The following is a 22452-nucleotide window of genomic DNA, read 5'->3' as shown; positions in this document are numbered from 1 at the left end:
GATGCGAAGGCGCGCCTAACGGGGTGCGCCCGCAGGGTCAACCGTTAGGCGGACGATTGTCATCGCGACGCGGGTTCGCTATAAACGTGATGCCGAACGACATGGCTTTGCCATTGGATGAACCCCCGTCATTGCCGTGACGGGGGTTCTTTCGTTTGGGGACGCGTTGCCGCGCGCCCCCGCCCGTGGCCTACCGGTGACGCGCCACCTCGACAACCTTCAGCAGAAGGGTACCGAAGCCGAACAACGCCCCCAGGAAAAGGCACAAGTCGCCGAACGACATGATGCTCGCCATCGGATCGACGGCAGGATCGCCGCCGCCGACAGGATAAGCGACGCCTCCCCTCGTCTCTAAGTGCCGTTTCGGATACGAAACAATGTCGCGCACAAGGGTGTTCCCTCTATAATCTGATGATGCTCTTGCGTCTTTTCGCCGCCCTCGTGCTGCTCGTCAGCCCCACCCTCGCCGCCGCGCGCAGCGACGACGACCGACCATTGAGTCGACATGATGCCGAGGCTGCGATCGTCCGGATCGCGGCGGAACGTCGGCACGACGGCGAGACCGTATGGCGCGCGCTGCTCGCGGCGAAGGCGGTCACGCTCGGCGACAAGACCATGCGTTTCGAGACGCGCACCTACGGCGAGGCGCCGCCGCATGGCCATAGCCTGTGGATCTCGCTGCATGGCGGCGGCAACGCCCCTGCCGAGGTCAACGACCAGCAGTGGCGCAATCAGGTCGATCTCTATCGGCCGGCGGAGGGCATCTATCTCGCACCGCGGGCGCCGACCAATACGTGGAACCTGTGGCACGAGGGGCATATCGATCCGATGCTCCAGCAACTGATCGACGCGGAAGTGGCGATCAACGGCGTCGATCCTGATCGCGTATACCTGATGGGCTATTCGGCTGGTGGCGACGGCGTATGGCGGCTCGCGCCGCGGCTTGCCGACCGCTTTGCGGCGGCGGCGATGATGGCGGGGCATCCGGGCGATGTGTCGCTGCTGCCGCTGCGCAACCTGCCCTTCGCGCTGTTCGTCGGCGGCGCGGACAGCGCCTATGATCGCAACAAACTCGCCGTCGAGAAAACGCAGGAACTGGAACGGCTGCACACGGCCGACCCAGACGGATATGTGTATCTGTCGCGTATTTATCCAGAGTCGCCGCATTGGATGAACCGACGCGATGCGGAAGCGGTGCCGTGGATGGCGCAATTCACCCGCAATCCCTGGCCCCGTCGCGTCGTCTGGCGGCAGATCAAGAATTGGGTGCAGGACGATCCACTGCACGAACGCTTTTACTGGCTGCAGCTTCCCAGTATCGATCCGGGCAGTTCAGATTTCGCGATCGTCGCACAGGTCGAGGGCCAGCAAATTCGGCTCGACGGCAATATTCCGAATGGGTTGGAGCTAAGACTGTCCGATCGCCTGATCGATCTCGATCGACCAATAACCATAAAGGTGAATAATTATCTTTGCTTCCACGGGCGCTTGCAACGAAAGCTCGCGTTGATACGCGACTCTCTTGCCGACCGGTTCGACCCAGCGAGCGTGCAAACCGCAAGTTGGGTCATGCCCGAACCCCGGAAGCGTCGTTGCACTCACTAAGTTCTCCCCCCGCTTAGTCCCGCGCCCGCGCCTTGCCGTCGACGTAGAGGTGCGTGCAGAGCTGCGCTTCGGGCGTGTCGGCGGGCGTCAGCGCGGCGACCGCGACCCAGCCGGCGGCACGCATCGCGGTGCCCGCCTCGGGCGGCGTGCCGAACGGCAGGAACAGCCGGCGGCGATCGACGGCGCCCGCGGTCGCGAGGATCGCATCGGCATAGAGCGAGAAACCGGTCGCCGCCTCTTCCGCGCCATCCTCGTGCATCACCGCATAGGTACCACCGCGGCCGACCTCGCGCGCCGCGCCGGCGATGAACAGCGAAAAGCCGAGCCACGACTGATACTCGAAGCCATGCCGCTCGGTCGGGTCGAGCGTCAGCGCGACGCCCTCCCCCAGGCCCGCGGCGATCGCGGCGAGCCCGTCGAGCCGGCTGGCGAGCACCTGCCCGGTATCGAAGGCGCGCAACCGTGCGATCGCGCTGTCGAACGGACCCGCCGCCTCGATCAGCGGCAGATAGCCGGGCGCGATCGCCGCGACCGCGCCGGCATCCTTGGCGTCGAGCCGGTCCTGCAACAACGCGATCCGATCGGCGGCGACCGGCAACGGCCCCGCCGCCAGCGTATCCACCAGATCGGGCAAGGTGAAATCGATCGAGAGGCCGGTCGCCCCCGCCGCAGCCAGCGCCGAGACGGCCACCGCAACCACCTCCTGCGCGGCGGGGATCGAATCGAGGCCGATCAGCTCGCAGCCAATCTGCCGCCATTCGCGCGCCGGCGCGAGTTCGGGGCTGCGCAGCTTGAGCACCGGGCCGGCATAGGACAATCGCACCGGCCGCGGGTGGTGGCCCATGCGCGTCGCCGCGATCCGCGCGATCTGCGCGGTGACGTCGGGACGGATCGCGAGCGTACGCTGCGACACCGGATCGACGTAGCGCACCGCATCGGTCAGCGCGCCGTCCTTGAGCCGCGAGCCCAAGGCATCGGCATATTCGACCAGCGGCGGATCGGCGCGCTCATAGCCGTAGAGGCGCGCCGCTTCGAGCACGCGCGTCTCGACGGCGGCGGCGGCATCGGCGTGCGGCGGCAATCGGTCGCGAAAGCCTTCGGGAAGCAGGGGTGTCATCGTGCGCCTCCCCTATCCATGGGCGGGAACGGGGGCAACGCCGTATCGCGACGGCGTCGCCCCTGCCCCGTCAGCATCGAGCGATCAGAACGTCAGGCCCATCGCGGTCTTGACGCCGGGCAGCGCCTTGACCTTGGCGAGGAGTTCGCCGTCCACCGACTCGTCGACCGAGAGCAGCAGCACCGCCTCGCCGCCCGCCGAGCGGCGGCCGAGGTGGAAGGTGCCGATATTGACCCCCGCCTCGCCCAGCGCGGTGCCGAGCCGGCCGATGAAGCCCGGCGCATCCTCGTTGACGACATAGAGCATCGGCCCGACCAGATCGGCCTCGACCTTGATGCCGAACAGTTCGACGAGGCGCGGCGCCTGATCGCCGAACAGCGTACCCGCGACCGAGCGCTCGCCGTCGGCAGTCTTTACCGAGACGCGCAGCAGCGTGTGGTAATCGCCCTCGCGCTCGGTGCGCACCTCGCGCACCTCGACGCCGCGGTCGCGCGCCAGCAGCGGCGCGTTGACCATGTTGACCGTGTCGGTCTGGTTGCGCAGGAAACCGGCCAGCACCGCGCTGGTGATCGGCTTGGCGTTCAGTTCCGCCGCCGCGCCCTCGGTATGGACCGAGATGCGCGTGATCGCGCCGGTGGTGAGCTGGCCGACGAGGCTGCCGAGCTTTTCGGCGAGCGCCATATAGGGCTTGAGCTTGGGCGCTTCCTCCGCCGAGAGGCTCGGCATGTTGAGCGCGTTGGTGACGCCGCCCGAGACGAGGAAGTCGGCCATCTGCTCGGCGACCTGGATCGCGACGTTGACCTGCGCCTCGGTGGTCGACGCGCCGAGATGCGGCGTGCTGACGAAATTGGGCGTACCGAACAGCGGCGAGGCCTTGGCCGGTTCCTCGACGAACACGTCGAGCGCGGCGCCGCCGATATGGCCGCTGTCGAGCCCTGCCTTGAGCGCCGCCTCGTCGATCAGGCCGCCGCGCGCGCAGTTGATGATCCGCACGCCCTTCTTGGTCTTGGCCAGCGCCTCGGCGGAGAGGATGTTGCGCGTCTGGTCGGTCAGCGGCGTGTGCAGCGTGATGAAGTCGGCGCGCGCCAGCAATTCGTCGAGCGTCACCTTCTCGACGCCCATCTCCACCGCGCGCTCGGGGGTGAGGAACGGATCGAACGCCACCACCTTCATCTTGAGCCCGCGCGCGCGGTCGGCGACGATCGAGCCGATATTGCCCGCGCCGATCAGGCCGAGCGTCTTGGCGGTCAGCTCGACGCCCATGAAGCGGTTCTTCTCCCACTTGCCCGCCTGGGTCGAGGCATCGGCCTCGGGGAGCTGGCGGGCGAGCGCGAACATCAGCGCGATGGCATGTTCGGCGGTGGTGATCGAATTGCCGAACGGCGTGTTCATCACCACCACGCCCTTGGCGCTGGCGGCGGGGATATCGACATTGTCGACGCCGATGCCGGCGCGGCCGACGACCTTCAGATTGGTCGCATGTTCGAGGATCGCCTTGGTCACCTTGGTCGAGCTGCGGATCGCGAGGCCGTCATACTGGCCGATGATCGCGATCAGTTCGTCAGGGGTCTTGCCGGTGATCTCGTCGACCTCGACGCCACGCTCGCGGAAGATCTGCGCGGCCTTGGGGTCCATTTTGTCGCTGATGAGGACTTTGGGCATGGGTAATTCCTTCAAACAACGATCGTCATCCCCGCGAAGGCGGGGATCCATAGCCGCTGACGTTGCGGCTCCTTCGACGACCTGCGTGTATGGATCCCCGCCTGCGCGGGGATGACGGTTTGGCGTTAGGCCGCAGCCTTGGCGGTGGCGTAGGCCCAGTCGAGCCACGGGCCGAGCGCCTCGATATCGGCGGTGTCGACCGTCGCGCCGCACCAGATGCGCAGGCCCGGCGGCGCGTCGCGATAGCCGGCGACGTCATAGGCGGCGCCTTCCTTCTCGAGCGCCGACGCCATCGCCTTGATGAACGCCTCGTCGGCGCCTTTGACGGTGAGGCAGACGCTGGTCTTCGACCGCGTCGCCGGATCGGCGGCGAGATGGCCGAGCCAGTCGCGCTCCGCCACGATCTTGTCGAGCGCCGCGGCATTGGCGTCCGAGCGGCCGATCAGGCCGCGTTCGCCGAGCGACTTCGCCCATTCGAGGCTGACGATGACGTCCTCGACCGCGAGCATCGACGGCGTGTTGATCGTCTCGCCCTTGAACACGCCCTCGGTCAGCTTGCCCTTGGAGACGAGGCGGAACACCTTCGGCAGCGGCCAGGCCGGCGTATAGCTTTCCAGCCGCTCGACCGCACGCGGGCCGAGGATCAGCACGCCATGGCCGCCCTCGCCGCCCAGCACCTTCTGCCAACTGAACGTCGCGACGTCGATCTTCGCCCAGTCGATGTCATAGGCGAACACGCCCGAGGTCGCGTCGGCGAAGCTGAGGCCCTCACGGTCCGCCGGGATCCAGTCGGCGTTCGGCACGCGCACGCCGCTGGTGGTGCCGTTCCAGGTGAACAGCACGTCGTTCGACCAGTCGACCGCGTTCAGGTCGGGGAGCTGGCCGTAATCGGCGCGGATGACGGTGGGATCGATCTTGAGCTGCTTGACCGCATCGGTCACCCAGCCCTCGCCGAAGCTCTCCCAGGCGAGCGTCGTGACCGGCCGTGCGCCCAGCATCGTCCACATCGCCATTTCGAACGCGCCGGTGTCCGAGCCGGGGACGATGCCGATCCGGTGCGTGTCGGGCAGACCGAGCGTCTCGCGCATCAGGTCAATGGCATATTGGAGGCGCTGCTTGCCGATCTTCGAGCGATGCGAGCGGCCGAGCGAGTCGGTGGCGAGCTGCGACGCGTCCCAGCCGGGTGGCTTGGCGCAGGGACCGGAGCTGAAAAAGGGACGAGCCGGCTTCGTGGCTGGCTTGGACGCACCCCGGACGTCGGGGGCGGTAACAGAATCCGTCAATGTATCTCTCCTCACAGAGAGCACGCGCCGCGTTGGGGCGGCGTGGCCCGTCGACCGCCCTAGAGACGGTCGGTGCATCGTGCAAGCCGGGATCGTGCCGGGCCGGGCTTGTTTGTAGCGGACCGTCTGGCGCATGATTGCAGCCGTGTTCCAGTATTTGCGTCTCATCGGCACCGTGATGGTGCTGACCCTGCTCGCCGCCTGCGGCCGGACCGAACGTCCCGCCCCGACGCGCGAATCGATCGTCACCGTCTCCGCGCGGCAGACCGCGCAATGCCTCGCCGACCTGCGCACGATGGGGGTCGGCTATCGTTCGCTGCCCGACAAGGATTTCGGCAACGGCTGCGGCCTGTCGGGGGCGGTGCAGTTGCTCGACATCGGCGTGCCGGTGACCGGCATCACCGCGATCCGCTGCGGCGAGGCGCGTGCCTTTTCCGGCTGGGTGCGCAACGCGCTGGCGCCGGCGGCGTATCAGATCCTCGGGAGCGAGCTCGCCAGCGTGCAGGGTATGGGCAGCTATGCATGCCGCAACGTCATCGGCACGCGCCGTGGTGGCGACCGGCGGTCGGGCCATGCGATCGCCAATGCGGTCGACGTCGGCGGCGTCACGCTCAAGGACGGGCGGCGGGTGACGATCCTCAATGACTGGACCTCGCCCGACCCGCAGGTGCAGCGCTTCCTGTCGACGATCCACGCCTCGGCCTGCAAGCGCTTCGGCACGGTGCTGTCGCCGGCCTATAATGCGGCGCATCGCAACCACTTGCACCTCGAGGACGATCGTGCCGGAATGTGCCGCTGAATCGGGCGTTGAGCCCCTTCGGGCTTTGCTCTAACGCCCGCGGATGACCGATACACGCCTTCCCGAACGGGTCTTCCCCCGCGCCAGCCAGGACGCCGCCAGCGCGCAGCAGGCGATCTCGACGCCGCAGACAGAACATCCCGCCTACAAGCTCGCCTTCCAGGACATGGACTTCCTGTTGCGCGAGGATTTGCGTCCCGTCCGCTTCCAGCTCGAGCTGCTCAAGCCCGAATTGCTGCTCGAGGAGGCGAAGATCGCCTCGACCTTCGTGATGTACGGCTCGGCGCGCATCCCCGAGCCGGCCAAGGCGCAGGCGATGCTCGACATCGCCAGCGACGACACCGCGCGCGCGATCGCCGAGCGGCTCGTCGCCAAGAGCCGCTATTACGACGTCGCGCGCGAACTGGCGCAGATCGCCAGCCGCGTGCCGCGCGACCAGCACGGCATGCGCCAGTTCGTCGTCTGCTCGGGCGGCGGCCCGTCGATCATGGAGGCCGCCAACCGCGGCGCGACCGACGTCGGCGCCGAATCGATCGGCCTGAACATCGTCCTGCCGCACGAACAGGCCCCCAATCCGTACGTCACGCCGTCGCTGAGCTTCCAGTTCCACTATTTCGCGCTCCGCAAGATGCACTTCCTGCTGCGCGCCCGCGCGCTCGCGGCGTTCCCGGGCGGCTTCGGCACGTTCGACGAGCTGTTCGAACTGCTGACGCTGATCCAGACCGGCAAGATCAAGCCGATTCCCGTGCTGCTGTTCGGTCGCGAATTCTGGGAGAAGGTCGTCAACTTCCAGGCGCTGGTCGACGAGGGCGTCGTCAGCCAGCGCGACCTCGGCATCTTCACCTATGTCGAAACCGCCGAAGAGGCATGGGACGTGGTCCGCGCCTTCTACGAGGAACAGGCGAAGAAGGACGGGTAAGCGGGACGCCTACCCCCACTAGGTCATCCCCGCAAAGGCGGGGATCCAGACGCGCGGGTCGGGCTTCGGCCGCATCGTCAGCGTGTATGGATCCCCGCCTCCGCGGGGATGACGATCAAGTGGGCGCCGTCACCTCCGTCTCGCCCCGCCCTCACCCCTCGGCGCTACGCGCCTTCCCCTCTCCCAGCGGGAGAGGGGACTAGACGACGAAGCCGGCGCGGGGTCGGAACGCGTGGTGGATCAGCGATGACCCCGCTTACTTCCCCGCCTTGGCGCCTTCCTTGGCGGCGTTGGGATCGACCGACGGTGCGCCCGACGCCGGCGTGCCGGTGTTGCCGAGGTTGTTGACCGCATCGGTGTTGGTCACCGAATCCTTGCCTTCCGGCGCCTTGGCGTCGGGCTTGGCCGCGGCAGCCCCGGCCGCCGGCGCCGCGGGCAGCGGCAGGTTCGAACCCTGCGAATTGAGATAGGCGATCACGTTGGCGCGATCCTGCGGATTGCCGAGGCCGGCGAAGGTCATCTTGGTGCCGGGCGCGAACTTGCGCGGGCTGGTCAGCCACGCGTTCATCTTGTCGAAGTCCCAATTGCCGCCGACGCCCTTCAGCGCGTCGGAGAAGGCGAAGCCACCCTTGCCCTGACCGATGCCCTCGCCGAGCGTACCGTACAGGTTCGGGCCGATGCCATTGGCGCCGCCCTGCGTCACGGTGTGACAGGCCGCGCACTTCTTGAACACTTCCGCACCCTTGGCGACGTCGGCGGTCGGCAGCAGCGTGGCGATCGGCACTTCGGCGGCAGCACCGCCCGCCCCGCCCTCGGCCTCGACGCCTTCGATGGCATAGCCGGGCTTTTCGGGGCGTTCGCTGTGGAAGGCCATGCCGCCGACGATCGACAGACCGAGCGCAATCCCGCAGGCTGCCAGCGTCCACCCGGCGATCGTGTTGGTGCGGTTATCCATCTGCCTAACGCTGCCCCTATTTTTTGCTATGCGCCGTGATCCCATAGGAAACGGCGGGTTGCTCCGCAAGCGCGCGCTTGCTGGCCGGCGGCCGGGGCTTTACCGGCTCGGCGCGATGGAGACCTACGCCGCCCCCGCCCGCCCGATCGTCGCCGCGATGACCGCCGCCGCCGCAGCAGCCCCCGAGCGCGCGGTCGCCTTCCAGGGCGCGCCCGGCGCCAACAGCCATGTCGCGGTCGCCGAGGCCTTCCCCGACGGCCTGCCGCTGCCTTGCTTCACCTTCGAGGATGCGATCGACGCGGTGCGCGACGGCCGCGCCGATTGCGCGATGATCCCGATCGAGAATTCGCTGCACGGCCGCGTCGCCGACATCCATTTCCTACTGCCGGAATCGGGGCTGGTCATCACCGGCGAGCATTTCCTGCCGATCCGCCACGCGCTGATGGGCTCCGGCAGCCGCGACGAGGTCGAGGAGGCGATGAGCCATCCGCAGGCGCTCGGCCAGTGCCGTCACTGGCTGAAGGCGCACGGCATCCATCAGGTGTCCTATCCCGACACCGCCGGCGCCGCGGCCTATGTCGCCGAGCGCGGCGACCCGCGCATCGCCGCGCTCGCACCACCGGGCGCGGCGGCGCTGTACGGGCTCAACCTGCTCGGCGTCGACATCGCCGACGCGGACCACAATACGACCCGCTTCGTCGTGCTGGCGCGCGGCGGCAAGCCGCCGGTCGGCGACGGCCCGTGGATGACGACGCTGATCTTCGAGGTGAAGAACGTCCCTGCCGCGCTGTACAAGGCGATGGGCGGCTTCGCGACCAACGGCGTCAACATGACCAAGCTGGAAAGCTACCAGCGGTCGGGGACGTTCGCCGCGACCGAATTCTACGCGGACATCGAGGGCAAACCCGGCGATCCCGCGGTCGACAATGCGCTGGAGGAACTGGGCTTTCACTCCAAATGGCTGCGGCTGCTCGGCACGTACCGCCGCGCGCGGGAGCGGGGGTGACGAATACCTCCCTCGCGAAGCGGGGCACCTGGGACGCTCACTTCGTAAAGCTGATCCGAATGCGCACCCAGGCGCCGATCTGCGGCTTGCCGTTGATCCGCGGCGGGCGGACCTTGAACTGCCACGCCGCCTCGCGGATGCTGCGCGCCAGCCCCGATCCCGGCTGCGAATCGCCGAGCTGGACGCAATCCTCCACCGCATATCGCGCGGCGGTGCGGCAGGCGATCTCCGCCCAGGCGCCTTTGGGGACGTTGGGCGGCAGATAGGGCGAGAGCTGCGACTGCGCCGGCTCGACATACCATTCGGCGTTGTAGAGCCGCTGACCACCCGGCCCGACCCCCGCCGCCGCGCTCGAATCGCCCGCATCGCCGTCACCCGCGCCATCCGCCGCGGCGAGCTGCTTGCCGGCGCTGCCGCCCGATTTGCGCGACGGCAGCTTGCCGACATCCGACGCGGCGAAATCGTTCTTGTTGAGCACCAGATAGCCGGGGAACGGCGTATCGACCGGCGGCGGCACGGAGGTGTCGGGCGCCGGCGTCTTGGGGGCGGCGGGCGGTTCGGGCGCGGTGCGGCGGCTCGCCTTGGCGGCGGCGCGCGCGGGCGCCTTGGTCGACTTGGTCGCGGTCGATTCATTGTCGCCGACCGGCAGCATGTTGACGGTCAGCGACCGCCCCGGCTCCTTGGTCTGGTCGAACACCGGCGCGAGCTGCCACAGCAGGAACGCGATCAGCAGATGCGCGGCGATCGTCAGCGCGAGGGAAATTGCCCGGCGACGGTCCGACGAAGGCTGATAGGACCGCATGGGACGCTGCGCGTAGCGCGCGGATCGGCGCGCCGCAACCGCTTCCGCGCCGCCATGCCAATGCCACCTTCGCTTGTCATCGCAACGTCATGCAGCCGACAGTCTACCCTCCTGAAACGCTTCGACGAATCGCGATCTACGACCTCGACCGGACGATCACCCGCGCGCCGACCTGGACGCCGTTCCTGCTCCATGCCGTGCTGCGTCACGCGCCATGGCGGCTGGCGCTGCTGCCGGTCGTGCTCGGCGCCGCCGCGCTCAAGGGCGCGGGGCTGATCCACCGCGACCGGCTGAAGCAGGTGATGCACCGCGCCGCGCTCGGCACGCTGTCACCGGCGCGGGCGGAGCGGCTCGCGGCGGACTGGCTCGTCCGCTTCGGTCCGGCGCAGATCCGCCGCAAGGCGCGCGCGCAGATCGCCGCCGACCGCGCCGCCGGCTATCGCATCGTCGTCGCCACCGCCGCCTATCGCTTCTATGCCGAGGCGATCGCGCGCGACATCGCCGCCGACGCGCTGATCGCCACCGCCACCGCGATCGACGCGCGCGGCCACCTGCTGCCGCGGATCGCGGGCGGCAATTGCTACGGCCCCGCCAAGCGCGCGATGATCGAGGCCTGGCTGGCGGCGGAGGGCATCGACCGCGCCGCCGCATACGTCCGCGTCTATTCGGACCATATCTCCGACGTGCCCAGCTTCGACTGGGCGGACGAGGCGATCGTGGTCAACCCGCATGCGGCGCTGCACCGCGTCGCCGAGGAGCGCGGCTGGCGGATCGTCGACTGGAACGACTGAGCGTCAGCTCCGCTCGACCAGCCCGCGCACCAGATCGAGGTCCGCCGGCTTGTCGACGTCGACCGCGGCCAGCCCGTGCCGCGCCGCCACCGCCGCCGCCCGCACCCCGACCAGCGCGCCCAGCCGCCCCAGCGCCGCATCGAGCGTCAGCCGCCCGGTGACATAGCGCAGCAGCGTCCCCGACCCCAGCCGCCGGACGATCCGCCACGGCCGCTTGCGATCCCGCTCGACCGACATCCACAGGCCGACCGCCGCCTCCGCCGCGGGAGTGCGCAACAGGAACAGGTTGCACCCCGACCAGCCGCCATCGGCGAAGCGCAGATAGGTGCGCCGCGTCGGCGGTGCGTCGCGTTCGACCGTGTCGCGTCGCGCGAGCAGCGCGGCGGCATCCGCGTCGGCCGGCGCATCGGCGAGGAAGTCGGTGATCCATTCGGGCCGCAGCAGAGCATGGTCGGCAGTGGTGACCAGCAACGGCGCGCCGAGCGCGCGCAGCCCCTGCAACGTGCTGAGGCTCGGCCCCGCCGCCGCATCGATCGGCTCGGCGCCCAGCCGCAGCGCCTCCGCCCGCACCGCCGGGGCATTGGCGGACACCGCGATCTGCGCCGCGCCCGCCGCGCGCAACGCGACGATCACGCGTTCCAGCATCGTCGCGCCGCCGATCCGGATCAGCGTCTTGTCCGTCACGCCGGCATAGTCCGCCAGCGGATCGACGCCGCCACGCGATCCCGCCAGTACCAGGGCGTTGAAGCTCATGACGCGCGCGTCTGCCACACCCGCCACATCACGCCGGGCGCAGCGAGAATGGGATGCCGCTCGCGCCAGCGCGTCAGCGGCAGGTCGACGCCGGTATGGCGCTGCAGCTTCCATAACCCGTACCGGCCCGCGCCTTCGAAGGTGAACGCGGCCTTCATCAGCCGCGCCACGTTGAGCCATTTGCCGAGCCGTTGGCGCAGCCACCAGGCGGCGAGCGTCGCACGCACGTCGCGCTCGGCGACGACGGGCGCATATTCTCCGCCCCGCCGCTCGTGGCCGATCCCCGCCCCCTGCCACGCCAGCGGCAGCAGCGCGTCGAACCGGTCGGGCACGAAGGCGAGGATCTGCCGCTCGCGCCCCGGCGCCTCGACGCGCAGCTCGGCCGAATAGGTCTGGCGGAACAGTGCCAGCCAGAAATCGGCCGGCCGGCCGTGCTGCGGCCCGAGCACCGCGGCGAATCGCGCCGCGGTCGCCGTCGCATAGGTCACCGCGCGCACCACCCGCGCCTGCACCAGCGGATCGGCCGCCCAGACCAACGCGGCAGGCTGCGCGAAGCGCGTCCAGATCGTCGTGTCGATCGTCCGCCCCTCGACCGCGCGGCAGAAGGTGTCGAGCGGCATCGCCGCCACCTTGGCGCGGATCACCCGCGTGCCCAGCGTGATCTCGTGGAAGCTGACGTCGGGCCACAGCGTCCGCGTCGCCCAAGCCCGCAGGCCCCAGCCGCGCACCGGCGGGGTCAGAACGTAGAAGTCGAGCACACCGTCCAGATCGCCGGTGCGCAGCACCGATCCGTAGAACAGCACCGCGACGCCGCCGAGCCGCCGCGTCACCTCACGCGCGGCGGCGGCGATCGGCGCGCTCACCGCCGCCTCCAGCTCGTCGGCGACGAACGACAGCAGCGTCTGCGTCACGGGGCGGCGAACCGGATCGACGCTCCCGCCCGGATGGTCAGGTCGCCGCCGGTGAACAATTCGCCGTCGAGGATGAAGCCCTCGTCCGCGGTGACGCGGAGCTGGTGCGGATCGGTGCGCGCGAAGCCCTTGGCGACCGCCGGACTGCCCGGCGTGCCGGTCAGGATCGGCGACAGCATCCGGAACAGGTGGCGCGGTGGCGCGTCGACCGTCAGCAGCTTGAGCCCGGGCCGCGGCCGCCCGAACGGCTTCAGCCCGACCGGCATCCGCTCCAGCGTCGAGGCGAGCAGCAGATAGAGCTGCCGCGTCACCGGCGCACGACCGTCCTCGCCGATGCGGATCGTCGTGCCGCGTCGCCATTCGTTGTCGGCACCGCCGAACATCGTCTGCGCCATGCTCCAGCCGAGCGACAGCGCCACCGCGACGCCGTTGAACGCGCCGACGCGATGCGTGCTCTGCGCCAGCTCGGTGGCGCGGACGAAGCCGCCCATGCCGAGCAGGAAACCGCGCGCCGCGGGCCGTTTGTCCTGCCCCCGCAGGATCTCGACCGGCGCCCGCTGCACGAAGCGCCCGGCGCGTGCCGCCGCGATCGCGTCGCGCACCGTCCAGTCGTCGGGAATGCCGAGGTCGAGCGCCAGCGCATTGGTTTTGCCCGACGGGATGATCGCCATCGCCGGCAGCGTCTCGAACACCCGCGCCGCCGCGGTCATCACGTCGCGCAACGTGCCGTCGCCGCCATTGACCACCAGCAGCCCGATGTCGCGCGCCGCATAATCGCGCAGCGTCTCTTCCAGCGCCTCGAACGTGTCAGGCGCGGCATAGGAGACGTCGGGCCAGTGATCGAGCCGCATGCCCTGCTTGAGGTTGCGATGGCTCCGCCCGTTGGCGATCACGCCGACGCGCAGCGGCGCGGGCGCGGGGACCGGCGCGCGGGGCGTCGGCAGGCGACCGGTGCGCGGCGCATCCGCCAGCGCATTGCGGCGGCACAGCACGTCGCCGACGCGGCCCGCCAGCGTCTGCCCGACCGGCAATCGTCCATCAATCCGAGTCGCCAACCTGCGCCCTTCCGTCACGAGTTCTTCATCAAACTGTCACAGAGGAAATGGGCAGGATTGCGGCCCCAACAAGAAATTGAGCCGATATTTACGGTATTTCGCTCGGGCAGCCTGTCGCGATCAAACTCGCGCCCGATCGGTTGGTTTCACTCGCAGCAGGGATTGCGTCGCCAGCCCGAGCAGGATCGCGACGACCAGCGCGTTGACCAGCACCGCGATCGACACGCCGATCACCTCCAGTGATGGGCTCAGCCAGAAGCTCACCGCGAACAGCGCGACGATGCCGACGACGCGCGCGATGAAGGTCGCGCCGATCCGGTTGGCGGCGAGCAGCAGCGGCTCGAAGCCGACGGTGACGAGATCGATACACCCCGCCGCGGCGAGCCACAGCAGGATCGGATAGGCGCGGCCGAACTCCTTGCCGCCCATCAGCGTCAGCACCGGATGGCCGAGCAGCACGACGAGCAGGAAGGCAACCGCGCCGACGATGGTCGCCATCAGGAAAGAGCGCAGGATCATCCGCCGCACCCGCGCGAGCCCCCCCGCGGCGACCGCGCGCACGATCTCCGGAAAGGCGGCGCGGGCAAGCAATTGCGACACCTTGGTCAGCGCCTGCGCCAGTTGCAGCGCGAGCCGGAACGCGCCCGCCGAGGCGGTGCCGACGGTGCCGCCGACCAGCAGCAGCGGGATCTGCTTGCTCGACAGGCCGAGCGACGAACTGGCGTTGGTGGCGAGCGAGAAGCGGATGATGCCGGGATGGTCGACGACGACGTCGCGCACCCCGACGCCACGCGCGAACAGCAGTTTGAGGTCGCCGGTCCGCGCCAGCGCCGCCCAATAGGCCGCGGCGGTCAGCACCTCGGCCAGCCCCCAGGCGACGAGGAAGCCGCTGACTGAGGGGACGAAGATCGCCGCGGTGGCCGCGCCGAGCAGCCGCATCACCGGTGTCACGCTGTCCGCCGCAGCGGCGAAGGAGAAGCGGTCGCGCAGCCGCAGGATGCCGAGCGGGGTCGAGCGGATCGACAGCAATTGGGCGATCGTGAACAGCATCGTCGCGCGCATATGGACCGGGCGCACGCCGAGCGGCTCGCCCCAGATGCGGATGATGATCGCGGCGAGGATCACGCCGAGGATCGCGCTGGCGAGATCGAGCAGCCCGCACGCCTTGAACAGCCGCGCCAGCCGCGTCTCGCCGCCTGGGGCGAGATGCTCGGTGCCGTAGCGGACGATGATCTGCCACGTCTGGAAGCCGACGACGGTGGCCAGCGCCTGGCTCGCGCCGGTGATCAGCGCGAAGCGGCCGAATCCCGACACGCCGAGCGTGCGTGTGACGATCGCCAGATAGACGAGGCTGAGCACCGCGAGCACGCCGCGGCTCGCCAGCATCCAGCCGAGGTTGCGCGCGATCGCGCGCATCGGCCCGCCGGGGAACATGCCCGCCTCGATCCCGGCATCCGGTATTTCGGGACTCATGCCAGCCAGCTCACGATCCTCCGCCCGCGCGCCCTGGCCGCCATCGCCTGCCCCAGTCGGACGAGATGGACGACGAGCGACAGCATCGTCCACACCGCCACCGCGACGATCCCCCAGTCGGGCCGCCCGATCAGCAGCCCGGCGAACAGGATCACCATATTCGGGTTGCGCCGCGCGGTGACGAGCCGGAAGCGGCTATCGAACCGCTCCCAGACGTGGATATGCATCCCGAATTTGGCGATGAACGCCCCCTCGATCAGCCGCTGCGCGACATAGCCGAACAGCATCGCCGCGATCACCGCGACGAACGTGTCATGATCGAGCGGCCGGCCGTAGGCGGCGCACCCCGTCGCCCAGGCCCACCACCAGAAGGGCGGATGGACGAGGTCGACGCCATGGTCCCAGGCGTTGCCCAGCGCGGACGAGGTGATCGTGCAGCGCGCCAGTTTGCCGTCGACGGTGTCGAGCACCATGAAGACGAGGCCGATCGCCAGCCCGCTCCAGAACCAGCCGTACCAGAAGGCGACCGTCGCGATGATGCACAGCACCGAACCGATCGCGGTCACCTGATTGGGCGAGATGCCGGCGCGCGCGCACAGCCGGGTCAGCCATAACGCCCATTCGGGCCAGAGATATTTGGTGAGGAGGTCGGTCACGCCCTTGTAGGCGCCGGTATAGCTCGCGCGTTCGATCGCGGGGACGCTGGCCGGGGTCAGCCGCTCGGCGAACGGCCGTTCGCGCTTGCGCAAGGCCTCGTTGAAGATACCGTTCTCGTCCTCCGCCTCGATCACCGCCAGCCCCTCCGCCGCGAGCGGTCGGTCGGCCAGCATCGCCGCCCGCACCCGGTCGGCCTGATCGGCGGCGACATGGGCGAGGACCGGCACGCCCGCGCGGGTCATCACCGTCCCCGGCAGGCCGAGCAGATGCGGCAGCCACGACGGATCGAAGGCGAAGGCGAGATTGGCGAGCAGCACGTCGCCGCCGGCAGCCTCTCCGAACGGCAGCTTGCGCGCGACGGCCATCCGCCGCAGCCGTTCGGCATTGGTCATGCCCCAGATCGGCACGGGATTGTCGCCGACCGGGACGACGGTCGGCGGGGTCGAGAGATTGGCAACCATCCCCGCCGGATAGCGTCACCCGCGCGATCCGGATAGCCGTTGGTGGTCGCAGCGTTCCGGTTCATGCAGCGCCGGCAAGCCGCTTTTGATCTGCGCGAAGGCGTGGAGGCACAAGAAGGCCGTCACGTCACCTGCTCCGTCATCCCGAACATGGCTCGGGGCCCCTCTCCAGCGATGTCCAAGCGGGAAAGGAAGACGCACCCTCGCGGCCCGTTGCCCCACGACAACAGGTCGAAACCACGACGAAGGCTTGAAGTAAGCCGGCAACGACCGGCACGGCGCAAGACGAGCCTAAACAGAAACGGCGCCCGTCACCGGAGTGACAGTCGCTGGACCAACCCGATGCTTTGGGATTTCTACCGCCCGCAGCGGCAGAACGAAACGAATGGTGGAGCCGAGGGGGATCGAACCCCTGACCTCTGCAATGCCATTGCAGCGCTCTCCCAGCTGAGCTACGGCCCCATTCGTTTCGGGAGGCGCCCCACTAGCGGGGGCACCGGGGCATGGCAAGCGCTGAATCGATGCCTGCCATGCCTTTTTTCAGATCAATGTTCGTCTTCGTCGTTCGGCGCTTCCACGCCCAGATCGTCGTCGCCACCGAGATCGACTTCGTCATCGGCCGAGGGCTCTTCCTCTTCGCCCAGCGCTTCCAGATCCTCGTCCTCGCCTTCCAGGTCGCGATCGGCTTCCTTGGTGTCGGGCTTGGCCTGCTCGAACGGCAGCGGCTGCTTGGATTTCAGGATCGGCTCCGGATTCCACGTCGTGCCGCAATTGATGCAGGTGACGGGGTCGTCCTTCTCGAGGTCGTAGAAGCGCGTGGCGCATTTCGGGCACGTACGCTTCGTGCCCCATTCCGGCTTGATCATGCCGTGTTGTGCCTTTCGGAATTGGGTGTCGCAGGCAAAGGTTGCCCCAGCCCGTGACTTGGTGGGCGCCTTGCCATAGCGCAAGGTGGCTGTCAAAGCCCTCGACCCATGGCGCACTCCCTTCCCCAGGAACTGAGCGTGGCCCCGCGCGGGCCCCTCACCGGCACCCTCCAGGTCCCCGGCGACAAGTCGATCAGCCACCGCTCGCTGATGTTCTCGGCGCTGGCGGTCGGCACCAGCCACATCACCGGCCTGCTCGAAGGCGAGGACGTGCTCGCCACCGCCGCGGCGCTGCGCGCGATGGGCGCGACGATCGAGCGGACCGGCGACGGCGCGTGGCGCGTCGACGGCGTCGGCGTCGGCGGCCTGCTGCAACCCGCGACCGCGCTGGAGATGGGCAACAGCGGCACCTCGACGCGGCTGCTGATGGGCCTCGTCGCGAGCCATCCGATCACCGCCACCTTCACCGGCGACGCCTCGCTGTCGGGCCGGCCGATGGGCCGCGTCATCGAACCTTTGTCGCAGATGGGCGCCGACGTCACCGCCAGCCCCGGCGGCAAGCTGCCGCTGATGCTGCGCGGCATGTGCCCGGCGGTGCCGATCACCTATACGCTCCCGGTTGCCTCGGCGCAGGTCAAGTCGGCGGTGCTGCTCGCCGGGCTCAACACGCCCGGCATCACCCGCGTCATCGAGCCGGTCGCGACCCGCGACCATAGCGAGCGGATGCTGCGCGGCTTCGGCGCCGACATCACCATCGAGGAGAGTGACGCCGGCCGCATCATCGCGATCCGCGGCGAGGCCGAACTCAGGCCGCAGACGATCACCGTCCCCGGCGATCCCTCCTCGGCCGCCTTCTGGCTAGTCGCCGCGTCGATCGTCCCCGGCTCCGACCTCGTCGTCCGCAACGTCGGGCTCAACGTCACCCGCACCGGACTGGTCGCGGCGCTGCGGCTGATGGGCGCGGACATCACCGAACTCGACCGGCGTGAGGTCGGCGGCGAGCCGGTCGCCGACCTGCGCGTCCGCCACGCCCCCCTCACCGCGATCGATGTGCCGCCCGATCTCGCGCCGAGCATGATCGACGAATATCCGGTGCTGTTCGTCGCCGCCGCCTTCGCCAAGGGCCGCACCGTCGCGCGCGGCGCACACGAGCTGCGCGTCAAGGAATCCGACCGGATCGCCGCGATGAAGGCGGCGCTGGAGGCCTGCGGCGTCCCGTGCGAGGAATATGAGGACGGTCTCGCGATCACCGGCACCGGCGGCGACGCCATCCCGGGCGGCGGCCGCATCGCCTCGCAGCTCGATCACCGCATCGCGATGAGTATGACGGTCGCCGGCCTGCATGCGGCACGTCCCGTCACGATCGACGACGTCGCGCCGGTGGCGACCAGCTATCCCGTCTTCTATAAGACATTGGACGAAGTGTCGGAGGAAGCATGATCATCGCAGTGGACGGCCCAGCAGCGTCGGGCAAAGGCACCATCGCCAGGGCGCTCGCGCAGCATTACGGCCTCCCGCACCTCGACACCGGACTGCTCTATCGTGCCGTGGCGTTCAACGTGCAGCGGATGGAGCTCAACCCCGCCAGGGAAGCCGATGCAGTCGCCGCCTGCGATTTCGACGAGGCGCTGCTCGACGATCTCGTGCTGCGCACCGACGACATCGGCCAGCTCGCCTCGATCGTCTCGGTCCATCCGCTGGTGCGCGCCTCGCTGCTGCAGCGCCAGAAGCGCTTCGCCCGCCAGCCCGGCGGCGCGGTGCTCGACGGTCGCGACATCGGCACGGTGATCGCGCCCGACGCCGACGCCAAATTGTTCGTCAAGGCGACCCCGCAGATCCGCGCGCAGCGCCGCCACAAGGAATTGCTCGGCAAGGGCATCGACGTCACCTTCGTCAAGGTACTGATGGACATCCGCGCCCGCGACACGCGCGACAGCGCCCGTTCCACCGCGCCGCTCAGCATGGCCGCCGACGCCGCTTTGCTCGACACCAGCCAGATGACGATCGAGGCGAGCATCGCCCGCGCGATCGCCATGGTCGACGCCCGCACCGCCACCCGCGCCCGCCAGCAGCCGAGCGCCGGCGCCAGCCCGGTCTGACGACGCCGGCACTCCTCGCGGCAACCCGGTTCCGACGTCATTGCCGGCATGTATCGTTTCTGATACACCATCACCGTGAAACCGATCACCTTCGTCGGCGACAGTCTCGATCGTCTTCGGGAATTCCCGGAGGATGCACGGGCCTCGGCGGGGCACCAGCTTCACCAAGTACAGCAGGGCCGCCTGCCGGACGACTGGAAGCCGATGACGACGATCGGCCAAGGCGTCTGTGAAATCCGGATACGCGAGCAATCGGGTGCGTTCCGCGTGATCTACCTTGCAACCTTGCCGGATGCGGTGCTCGTCCTCCACGCCTTTCGGAAGAAGACCCAGAAAACGCCGCAGCGCGATATCGACCTTGCCAGACACCGCTTGAGCCTATGGAGGTCATGATGACCGAAGCGCAGACATTCGACAGCGTGTTCGACGCACTGGCCGATACCCCGGCAGAAGCGGCGAATCTCCAGGCCCGATCCGAGCTGCTGTCGACGTTGAAGAGCCATATCCGGTCCTGGAACGTCGCGCAGGACATCGCTGCCGCCCGGCTCGGCATCACCCGTCCGCGCCTCAACGACCTGTTGCAGGGCAAGATGGCCAAATTCTCGCTCGACGCGCTCGTCAACATCGCCACGGCGGCGGGCCTGACCGTCCACATCCACGTCGCTAGGGCTGCCTGACGCGCCACGACCCGCCGCCGGACGCGTCCGTGCCGTTACCTTGCCAAAACGCGGGCTTTCGATTATGGCCCGCCGGTCCTGCGAGCTGATGTTCGTGGAGGTAGGCGCGTCCGGCCGGGCCGTTCGCGCCCTTTTCGCAAGCAGCGCATCGCATTCCTCCGCCTGCCGACGCTTAATGGATGCCGCGACCGGCATGGGGTCGCCGCGGCGTTTTCAGCCAAGACCAGCGGATCCAACCGCTTGGCCGGAAACAGATAAACCCGAGGACACTCTAACCCTATGGCTACCCAGCCCACTCCTACCCGCGACGATTTCGCCGCAATGCTCGATGACATGTTCGGCGGCGCCGACAGCTTCGAGGGCCGTGTCGTTCACGGTACCGTCACCGCGATCGAGAACGACCTTGCCGTCATCGACGTCGGCCTGAAGTCCGAAGGCCGCGTGCCGCTGCGCGAATTTGCCGCACCGGGCCAGAAGGCCGACCTGAAGGTCGGCGACGAGGTCGAGGTCTATGTCGACCGCGTCGAGAACATGCATGGCGAAGCGATGCTCAGCCGCGATCGCGCCCGCCGCGAAGCCGCCTGGGACAAGCTCGAGCTCGAGTTCAGCAAGACCGCGCGCGTCGAGGGCGTGATCTTCGGCCGCGTCAAGGGCGGCTTCACCGTCGACCTGTCGGGCGCCGTCGCGTTCCTGCCGGGCAGCCAGGTCGATATCCGCCCCGTCCGCGACGTCACGCCGCTGATGGACATCCCCCAGCCGTTCCAGATCCTCAAGATGGACCGCAAGCGCGGGAACATCGTCGTGTCGCGTCGCGCGGTGCTGGAAGAGACCCGCGCCGAGCAGCGTTCGGGCCTGATCCAGAGCCTCGCCGAGGGTCAGATCATCGACGGCGTCGTCAAGAACATCACCGATTACGGTGCGTTCGTCGACCTCGGCGGTATCGACGGCCTGCTCCACGTCACCGACCTCAGCTACAAGCGCGTCAATCATCCGTCCGAGATGATCGCGATCGGCGACACGGTGAAGGTGCAGATCATCCGCATCAACAAGGACACGCAGCGCATCAGCCTCGGCATGAAGCAGCTCGAGTCGGATCCGTGGGACGGCGCGAGCGCCAAGTATCCGATCGGCGCCAAGCTGTCGGGCCGCGTCACGAACATCACCGAATATGGTGCGTTCGTCGAGCTGGAAGCGGGCATCGAAGGCCTCGTCCACGTTTCGGAAATGTCCTGGACCAAGAAGAACGTCCATCCAGGCAAGATCGTCTCGACCTCGCAGGAAGTCGATGTCGTCGTGCTCGAGGTCGACGAGGACAAGCGTCGCATCAGCCTCGGCCTCAAGCAGGCGCAGAACAATCCGTGGGAAGCGTTCGCCGCCGCCCATCCGATCGGTTCGACCGTCGAGGGCGAAGTCAAGAATGCGACCGAATTCGGTCTGTTCATCGGTCTGGACAACGACGTCGACGGCATGGTCCACATGTCGGACATCGCCTGGGGCGTGTCGGGTGAGGATGCCCTCAACCTGCACCGCAAGGGCGAGACCGTGCAGGCGGTGGTGCTCGACATCGACGCCGAGAAGGAGCGCATTAGCCTCGGCATGAAGCAGCTCGAGCGCGGCGGCCCGTCGGCCGGCGGCATCGCGGCATCGGGCGATCGCCTGAACAAGAATGCGATCGTCACCGTGACCGTCCTCGAAGTCCGCGACGCGGGCCTCGAAGTGCAGCAGGGCGACGATGGCGCGACCGGCTTCATCAAGCGCACGGATCTGGGTCGCGACCGCGACGAGCAGCGTCCGGAGCGTTTCCAGGTCGGCCAGAAGTTCGACGCGATGGTGACCGGCTTCGACCGGTCGAAGAAGCCTACCTTCTCGATCAAGGCAATGCAGATCTCCGAAGAGAAGCAGGCGGTTGCGCAGTACGGTTCGTCCGACTCGGGCGCGACGCTCGGCAACATCCTCGGCGAGGCCCTCAAGGCCCGCGTCGCGGACGCCGACAAGAAGTAAGACGGCTCGGGCTGGAGTGGTTTCGTACCGCTCCAGCCCAAGTTTCTATGTTTAAGTTCATTTTGGCCCTATACGCGGACCCCATTGATCTCTATCAAGCCACGGTTGCATCAACCGGGGGGGAGTTTTGCGATGATCCGTTCTGAACTTGTTCAAAAATTGTGTGAGCTGAACCCGAACCTGTCGGGAGCCGAGGTCGACGCCATCGTCTCGACCTTCTTCGACGAGATCGCACGGCGCCTCGCCTCCAACGGCCGCGTCGAGCTGCGTGGCTTCGGCGCCTTTTCCACCCGCGCCCGCGATGCCCGCATCGGCCGCAATCCGCGCACCGGCGAGACCGTTGAGGTCGAGGCCAAGCGCGTCCCCTATTTCAAGCCCGGCAAGGAAATGCGCGCGCGCCTCAACGTCTGATCGCGCTTCCCGCCCGTAGCGGGTTGACGGTCGGCGCTGGTTGCGCTTGTCGTGCAACCGTGTGCGGACGTGGCGAAATCGGTAGACGCTTCCGACTTAAAATCGGCTTCCTTTGGAGTACGGGTTCGAGTCCCGTCGTCCGCACCATC

23 protein-coding genes and 2 tRNA genes are annotated in these 22452 nt (G+C 68.4%); 12 read left to right on the top strand and 13 right to left on the bottom strand.

Annotated elements, in window-relative coordinates; genetic code table 11:
- Positions 1 to 190 precede the first annotated feature (190 nt).
- On the bottom strand, positions 191 to 388 hold the full coding sequence (locus AC07U4_RS13560; protein WP_495195710.1) for a hypothetical protein: 198 nt from the start codon (positions 386 to 388) through the stop codon (positions 191 to 193).
- Between the two features lie 23 nt (positions 389 to 411).
- Between AC07U4_RS13560 and AC07U4_RS13555 the strand changes: the two genes are divergently transcribed.
- On the top strand, positions 412 to 1605 hold the full coding sequence (locus AC07U4_RS13555) for a hypothetical protein (RefSeq protein WP_495195709.1): 1194 nt from the start codon (positions 412 to 414) through the stop codon (positions 1603 to 1605).
- Positions 1606 to 1618: 13 nt separating this feature from the next.
- Here AC07U4_RS13555 and AC07U4_RS13550 read toward each other — a convergent pair whose 3' ends face one another.
- The 3 genes from AC07U4_RS13550 to AC07U4_RS13540 all read right to left on the bottom strand — a co-directional run bounded on the left by AC07U4_RS13550 (position 1619) and on the right by AC07U4_RS13540 (position 5667).
- A complete protein-coding gene (locus AC07U4_RS13550) occupies positions 1619 to 2722 on the bottom strand; it encodes an ATP phosphoribosyltransferase regulatory subunit (RefSeq protein ID WP_495195708.1) in 1104 nt (367 codons plus the stop codon).
- A gap of 84 nt (positions 2723 to 2806) precedes the next feature.
- Positions 2807 to 4384 (bottom strand): phosphoglycerate dehydrogenase, encoded by a 1578-nt coding sequence (gene serA / locus AC07U4_RS13545; protein ID WP_495195707.1) that lies wholly within the window; start codon positions 4382 to 4384, stop codon positions 2807 to 2809.
- Between the two features lie 125 nt (positions 4385 to 4509).
- On the bottom strand, positions 4510 to 5667 hold the full coding sequence (locus AC07U4_RS13540; protein WP_495195706.1) for a phosphoserine transaminase: 1158 nt from the start codon (positions 5665 to 5667) through the stop codon (positions 4510 to 4512).
- 178 nt (positions 5668 to 5845) lie between these two features.
- On the opposite strand from AC07U4_RS13540, the gene AC07U4_RS13535 reads away from it, so the two are divergent.
- Both AC07U4_RS13535 and AC07U4_RS13530 read left to right on the top strand, forming a co-directional pair.
- Positions 5846 to 6466, top strand: a complete 621-nt coding sequence (locus AC07U4_RS13535) for an extensin family protein (RefSeq protein ID WP_495195871.1) — start codon at positions 5846 to 5848, stop codon at positions 6464 to 6466.
- 43 nt (positions 6467 to 6509) lie between these two features.
- Positions 6510 to 7385: an LOG family protein gene (locus AC07U4_RS13530; RefSeq protein WP_038662739.1), complete on the top strand. Its 876-nt coding sequence runs from the start codon at positions 6510 to 6512 to the stop codon at positions 7383 to 7385.
- Positions 7386 to 7641: 256 nt separating this feature from the next.
- Here AC07U4_RS13530 and AC07U4_RS13525 read toward each other — a convergent pair whose 3' ends face one another.
- Entirely contained in the window at positions 7642 to 8340 is a 699-nt protein-coding gene (locus tag AC07U4_RS13525) for a c-type cytochrome (RefSeq protein ID WP_038662742.1), read from the bottom strand.
- A gap of 115 nt (positions 8341 to 8455) precedes the next feature.
- Here AC07U4_RS13525 and AC07U4_RS13520 point away from each other — a divergent pair, with 115 nt between their 5' ends.
- Complete coding sequence (locus AC07U4_RS13520; protein ID WP_495179784.1) at positions 8456 to 9346, top strand: prephenate dehydratase; 891 nt, start codon at positions 8456 to 8458, stop codon at positions 9344 to 9346.
- 37 nt (positions 9347 to 9383) lie between these two features.
- On the opposite strand, the gene AC07U4_RS13515 is transcribed toward AC07U4_RS13520, so the two are convergent.
- Positions 9384 to 10148, bottom strand: coding sequence for a hypothetical protein (locus AC07U4_RS13515; protein ID WP_038662744.1), 765 nt, complete (start codon positions 10146 to 10148; stop codon positions 9384 to 9386).
- An 89-nt stretch (positions 10149 to 10237) separates the two neighbouring features.
- Between AC07U4_RS13515 and AC07U4_RS13510 the strand changes: the two genes are divergently transcribed.
- Positions 10238 to 10939, top strand: a complete 702-nt coding sequence (locus AC07U4_RS13510; RefSeq protein WP_495195705.1) for an HAD family hydrolase — start codon at positions 10238 to 10240, stop codon at positions 10937 to 10939.
- A gap of 3 nt (positions 10940 to 10942) precedes the next feature.
- Here AC07U4_RS13510 and AC07U4_RS13505 read toward each other — a convergent pair whose 3' ends face one another.
- From AC07U4_RS13505 to AC07U4_RS13475, 7 genes are all read right to left on the bottom strand, one after another.
- On the bottom strand, positions 10943 to 11692 hold the full coding sequence (locus tag AC07U4_RS13505) for a nucleotidyltransferase family protein (RefSeq protein WP_495195704.1): 750 nt from the start codon (positions 11690 to 11692) through the stop codon (positions 10943 to 10945).
- Positions 11689 to 12603, bottom strand: a complete 915-nt coding sequence (locus AC07U4_RS13500) for a hypothetical protein (RefSeq protein WP_495195703.1) — start codon at positions 12601 to 12603, stop codon at positions 11689 to 11691. The genes AC07U4_RS13505 and AC07U4_RS13500 overlap by 4 nt, the downstream gene beginning before the upstream one ends.
- Complete coding sequence (locus AC07U4_RS13495; RefSeq protein WP_495195702.1) at positions 12600 to 13658, bottom strand: diacylglycerol/lipid kinase family protein; 1059 nt, start codon at positions 13656 to 13658, stop codon at positions 12600 to 12602. The genes AC07U4_RS13500 and AC07U4_RS13495 overlap by 4 nt, the downstream gene beginning before the upstream one ends.
- 120 nt (positions 13659 to 13778) lie before the next feature.
- Entirely contained in the window at positions 13779 to 15131 is a 1353-nt protein-coding gene (locus AC07U4_RS13490) for a lipopolysaccharide biosynthesis protein (RefSeq protein WP_495195701.1), read from the bottom strand.
- Positions 15128 to 16249, bottom strand: a complete 1122-nt coding sequence (locus AC07U4_RS13485) for a CDP-alcohol phosphatidyltransferase family protein (protein ID WP_495195700.1) — start codon at positions 16247 to 16249, stop codon at positions 15128 to 15130. The genes AC07U4_RS13490 and AC07U4_RS13485 overlap by 4 nt, the downstream gene beginning before the upstream one ends.
- A gap of 386 nt (positions 16250 to 16635) precedes the next feature.
- Positions 16636 to 16711 (bottom strand) — tRNA-Ala (locus AC07U4_RS13480).
- Positions 16712 to 16794: 83 nt separating this feature from the next.
- Positions 16795 to 17115 carry a TIGR02300 family protein gene (locus AC07U4_RS13475; RefSeq protein ID WP_037534617.1) on the bottom strand — a complete coding sequence of 107 codons (321 nt, stop codon included), beginning with the start codon at positions 17113 to 17115 and terminating at the stop codon, positions 16795 to 16797.
- A 108-nt stretch (positions 17116 to 17223) separates the two neighbouring features.
- Here AC07U4_RS13475 and aroA point away from each other — a divergent pair, with 108 nt between their 5' ends.
- The 7 genes from aroA to AC07U4_RS13440 all read left to right on the top strand — a co-directional run bounded on the left by aroA (position 17224) and on the right by AC07U4_RS13440 (position 22450).
- Positions 17224 to 18555: a 3-phosphoshikimate 1-carboxyvinyltransferase gene (gene aroA / locus AC07U4_RS13470; RefSeq protein ID WP_495195699.1), complete on the top strand. Its 1332-nt coding sequence runs from the start codon at positions 17224 to 17226 to the stop codon at positions 18553 to 18555.
- Positions 18552 to 19214 (top strand): (d)CMP kinase, encoded by a 663-nt coding sequence (locus tag AC07U4_RS13465; RefSeq protein ID WP_495195698.1) that lies wholly within the window; start codon positions 18552 to 18554, stop codon positions 19212 to 19214. The genes aroA and AC07U4_RS13465 overlap by 4 nt, the downstream gene beginning before the upstream one ends.
- A gap of 75 nt (positions 19215 to 19289) precedes the next feature.
- Positions 19290 to 19607, top strand: coding sequence for a type II toxin-antitoxin system RelE/ParE family toxin (locus AC07U4_RS13460; RefSeq protein WP_495195697.1), 318 nt, complete (start codon positions 19290 to 19292; stop codon positions 19605 to 19607).
- On the top strand, positions 19607 to 19891 hold the full coding sequence (locus tag AC07U4_RS13455) for a helix-turn-helix domain-containing protein (protein WP_137899157.1): 285 nt from the start codon (positions 19607 to 19609) through the stop codon (positions 19889 to 19891). Before AC07U4_RS13460 ends, AC07U4_RS13455 begins: the two co-directional genes overlap by 1 nt.
- 279 nt (positions 19892 to 20170) lie before the next feature.
- The gene (rpsA, locus tag AC07U4_RS13450) at positions 20171 to 21892 is read left to right on the top strand and encodes a 30S ribosomal protein S1 (RefSeq protein ID WP_038662762.1); all 1722 of its coding nucleotides are present in this window, start codon (positions 20171 to 20173) and stop codon (positions 21890 to 21892) included.
- 132 nt (positions 21893 to 22024) lie between these two features.
- Positions 22025 to 22303 carry an integration host factor subunit beta gene (locus AC07U4_RS13445; protein ID WP_052075619.1) on the top strand — a complete coding sequence of 93 codons (279 nt, stop codon included), beginning with the start codon at positions 22025 to 22027 and terminating at the stop codon, positions 22301 to 22303.
- 63 nt (positions 22304 to 22366) lie between these two features.
- Positions 22367 to 22450, top strand: a tRNA-Leu gene (locus tag AC07U4_RS13440).
- Positions 22451 to 22452 lie beyond the last annotated feature (2 nt).

The organism is Sphingomonas sp. GW821-FHT02B09 (assembly GCF_059421875.1).
Note: the sequence above shows the minus strand (reverse complement) of the source record. Positions and strands in the feature narration are given on the sequence as shown.

Excerpts from the sequence above, each read along its gene's own strand:
- AC07U4_RS13555 (WP_495195709.1), top strand. The coding sequence starts at position 412 with ATGATGCTCTTGCGTCTTTTCGCCGCCCTCGTGCTGCTCGTCAGCCCC.
- AC07U4_RS13550 (WP_495195708.1), bottom strand. The coding sequence starts at position 2,722 with ATGACACCCCTGCTTCCCGAAGGCTTTCGCGACCGATTGCCGCCGCAC.
- serA (WP_495195707.1), bottom strand. The coding sequence starts at position 4,384 with ATGCCCAAAGTCCTCATCAGCGACAAAATGGACCCCAAGGCCGCGCAG.
- AC07U4_RS13535 (WP_495195871.1), top strand. The coding sequence starts at position 5,846 with ATGGTGCTGACCCTGCTCGCCGCCTGCGGCCGGACCGAACGTCCCGCC.
- AC07U4_RS13530 (WP_038662739.1), top strand. The coding sequence starts at position 6,510 with ATGACCGATACACGCCTTCCCGAACGGGTCTTCCCCCGCGCCAGCCAG.
- AC07U4_RS13525 (WP_038662742.1), bottom strand. The coding sequence starts at position 8,340 with ATGGATAACCGCACCAACACGATCGCCGGGTGGACGCTGGCAGCCTGC.
- AC07U4_RS13520 (WP_495179784.1), top strand. The coding sequence starts at position 8,456 with ATGGAGACCTACGCCGCCCCCGCCCGCCCGATCGTCGCCGCGATGACC.
- AC07U4_RS13515 (WP_038662744.1), bottom strand. The coding sequence starts at position 10,148 with ATGCGGTCCTATCAGCCTTCGTCGGACCGTCGCCGGGCAATTTCCCTC.
- AC07U4_RS13510 (WP_495195705.1), top strand. The coding sequence starts at position 10,238 with ATGCAGCCGACAGTCTACCCTCCTGAAACGCTTCGACGAATCGCGATC.
- AC07U4_RS13505 (WP_495195704.1), bottom strand. The coding sequence starts at position 11,692 with ATGAGCTTCAACGCCCTGGTACTGGCGGGATCGCGTGGCGGCGTCGAT.
- AC07U4_RS13490 (WP_495195701.1), bottom strand. The coding sequence starts at position 15,131 with ATGAGTCCCGAAATACCGGATGCCGGGATCGAGGCGGGCATGTTCCCC.
- AC07U4_RS13485 (WP_495195700.1), bottom strand. The coding sequence starts at position 16,249 with ATGGTTGCCAATCTCTCGACCCCGCCGACCGTCGTCCCGGTCGGCGAC.
- AC07U4_RS13475 (WP_037534617.1), bottom strand. The coding sequence starts at position 17,115 with ATGATCAAGCCGGAATGGGGCACGAAGCGTACGTGCCCGAAATGCGCC.
- aroA (WP_495195699.1), top strand. The coding sequence starts at position 17,224 with ATGGCGCACTCCCTTCCCCAGGAACTGAGCGTGGCCCCGCGCGGGCCC.
- AC07U4_RS13465 (WP_495195698.1), top strand. The coding sequence starts at position 18,552 with ATGATCATCGCAGTGGACGGCCCAGCAGCGTCGGGCAAAGGCACCATC.
- AC07U4_RS13455 (WP_137899157.1), top strand. The coding sequence starts at position 19,607 with ATGACCGAAGCGCAGACATTCGACAGCGTGTTCGACGCACTGGCCGAT.
- rpsA (WP_038662762.1), top strand. The coding sequence starts at position 20,171 with ATGGCTACCCAGCCCACTCCTACCCGCGACGATTTCGCCGCAATGCTC.
- AC07U4_RS13445 (WP_052075619.1), top strand. The coding sequence starts at position 22,025 with ATGATCCGTTCTGAACTTGTTCAAAAATTGTGTGAGCTGAACCCGAAC.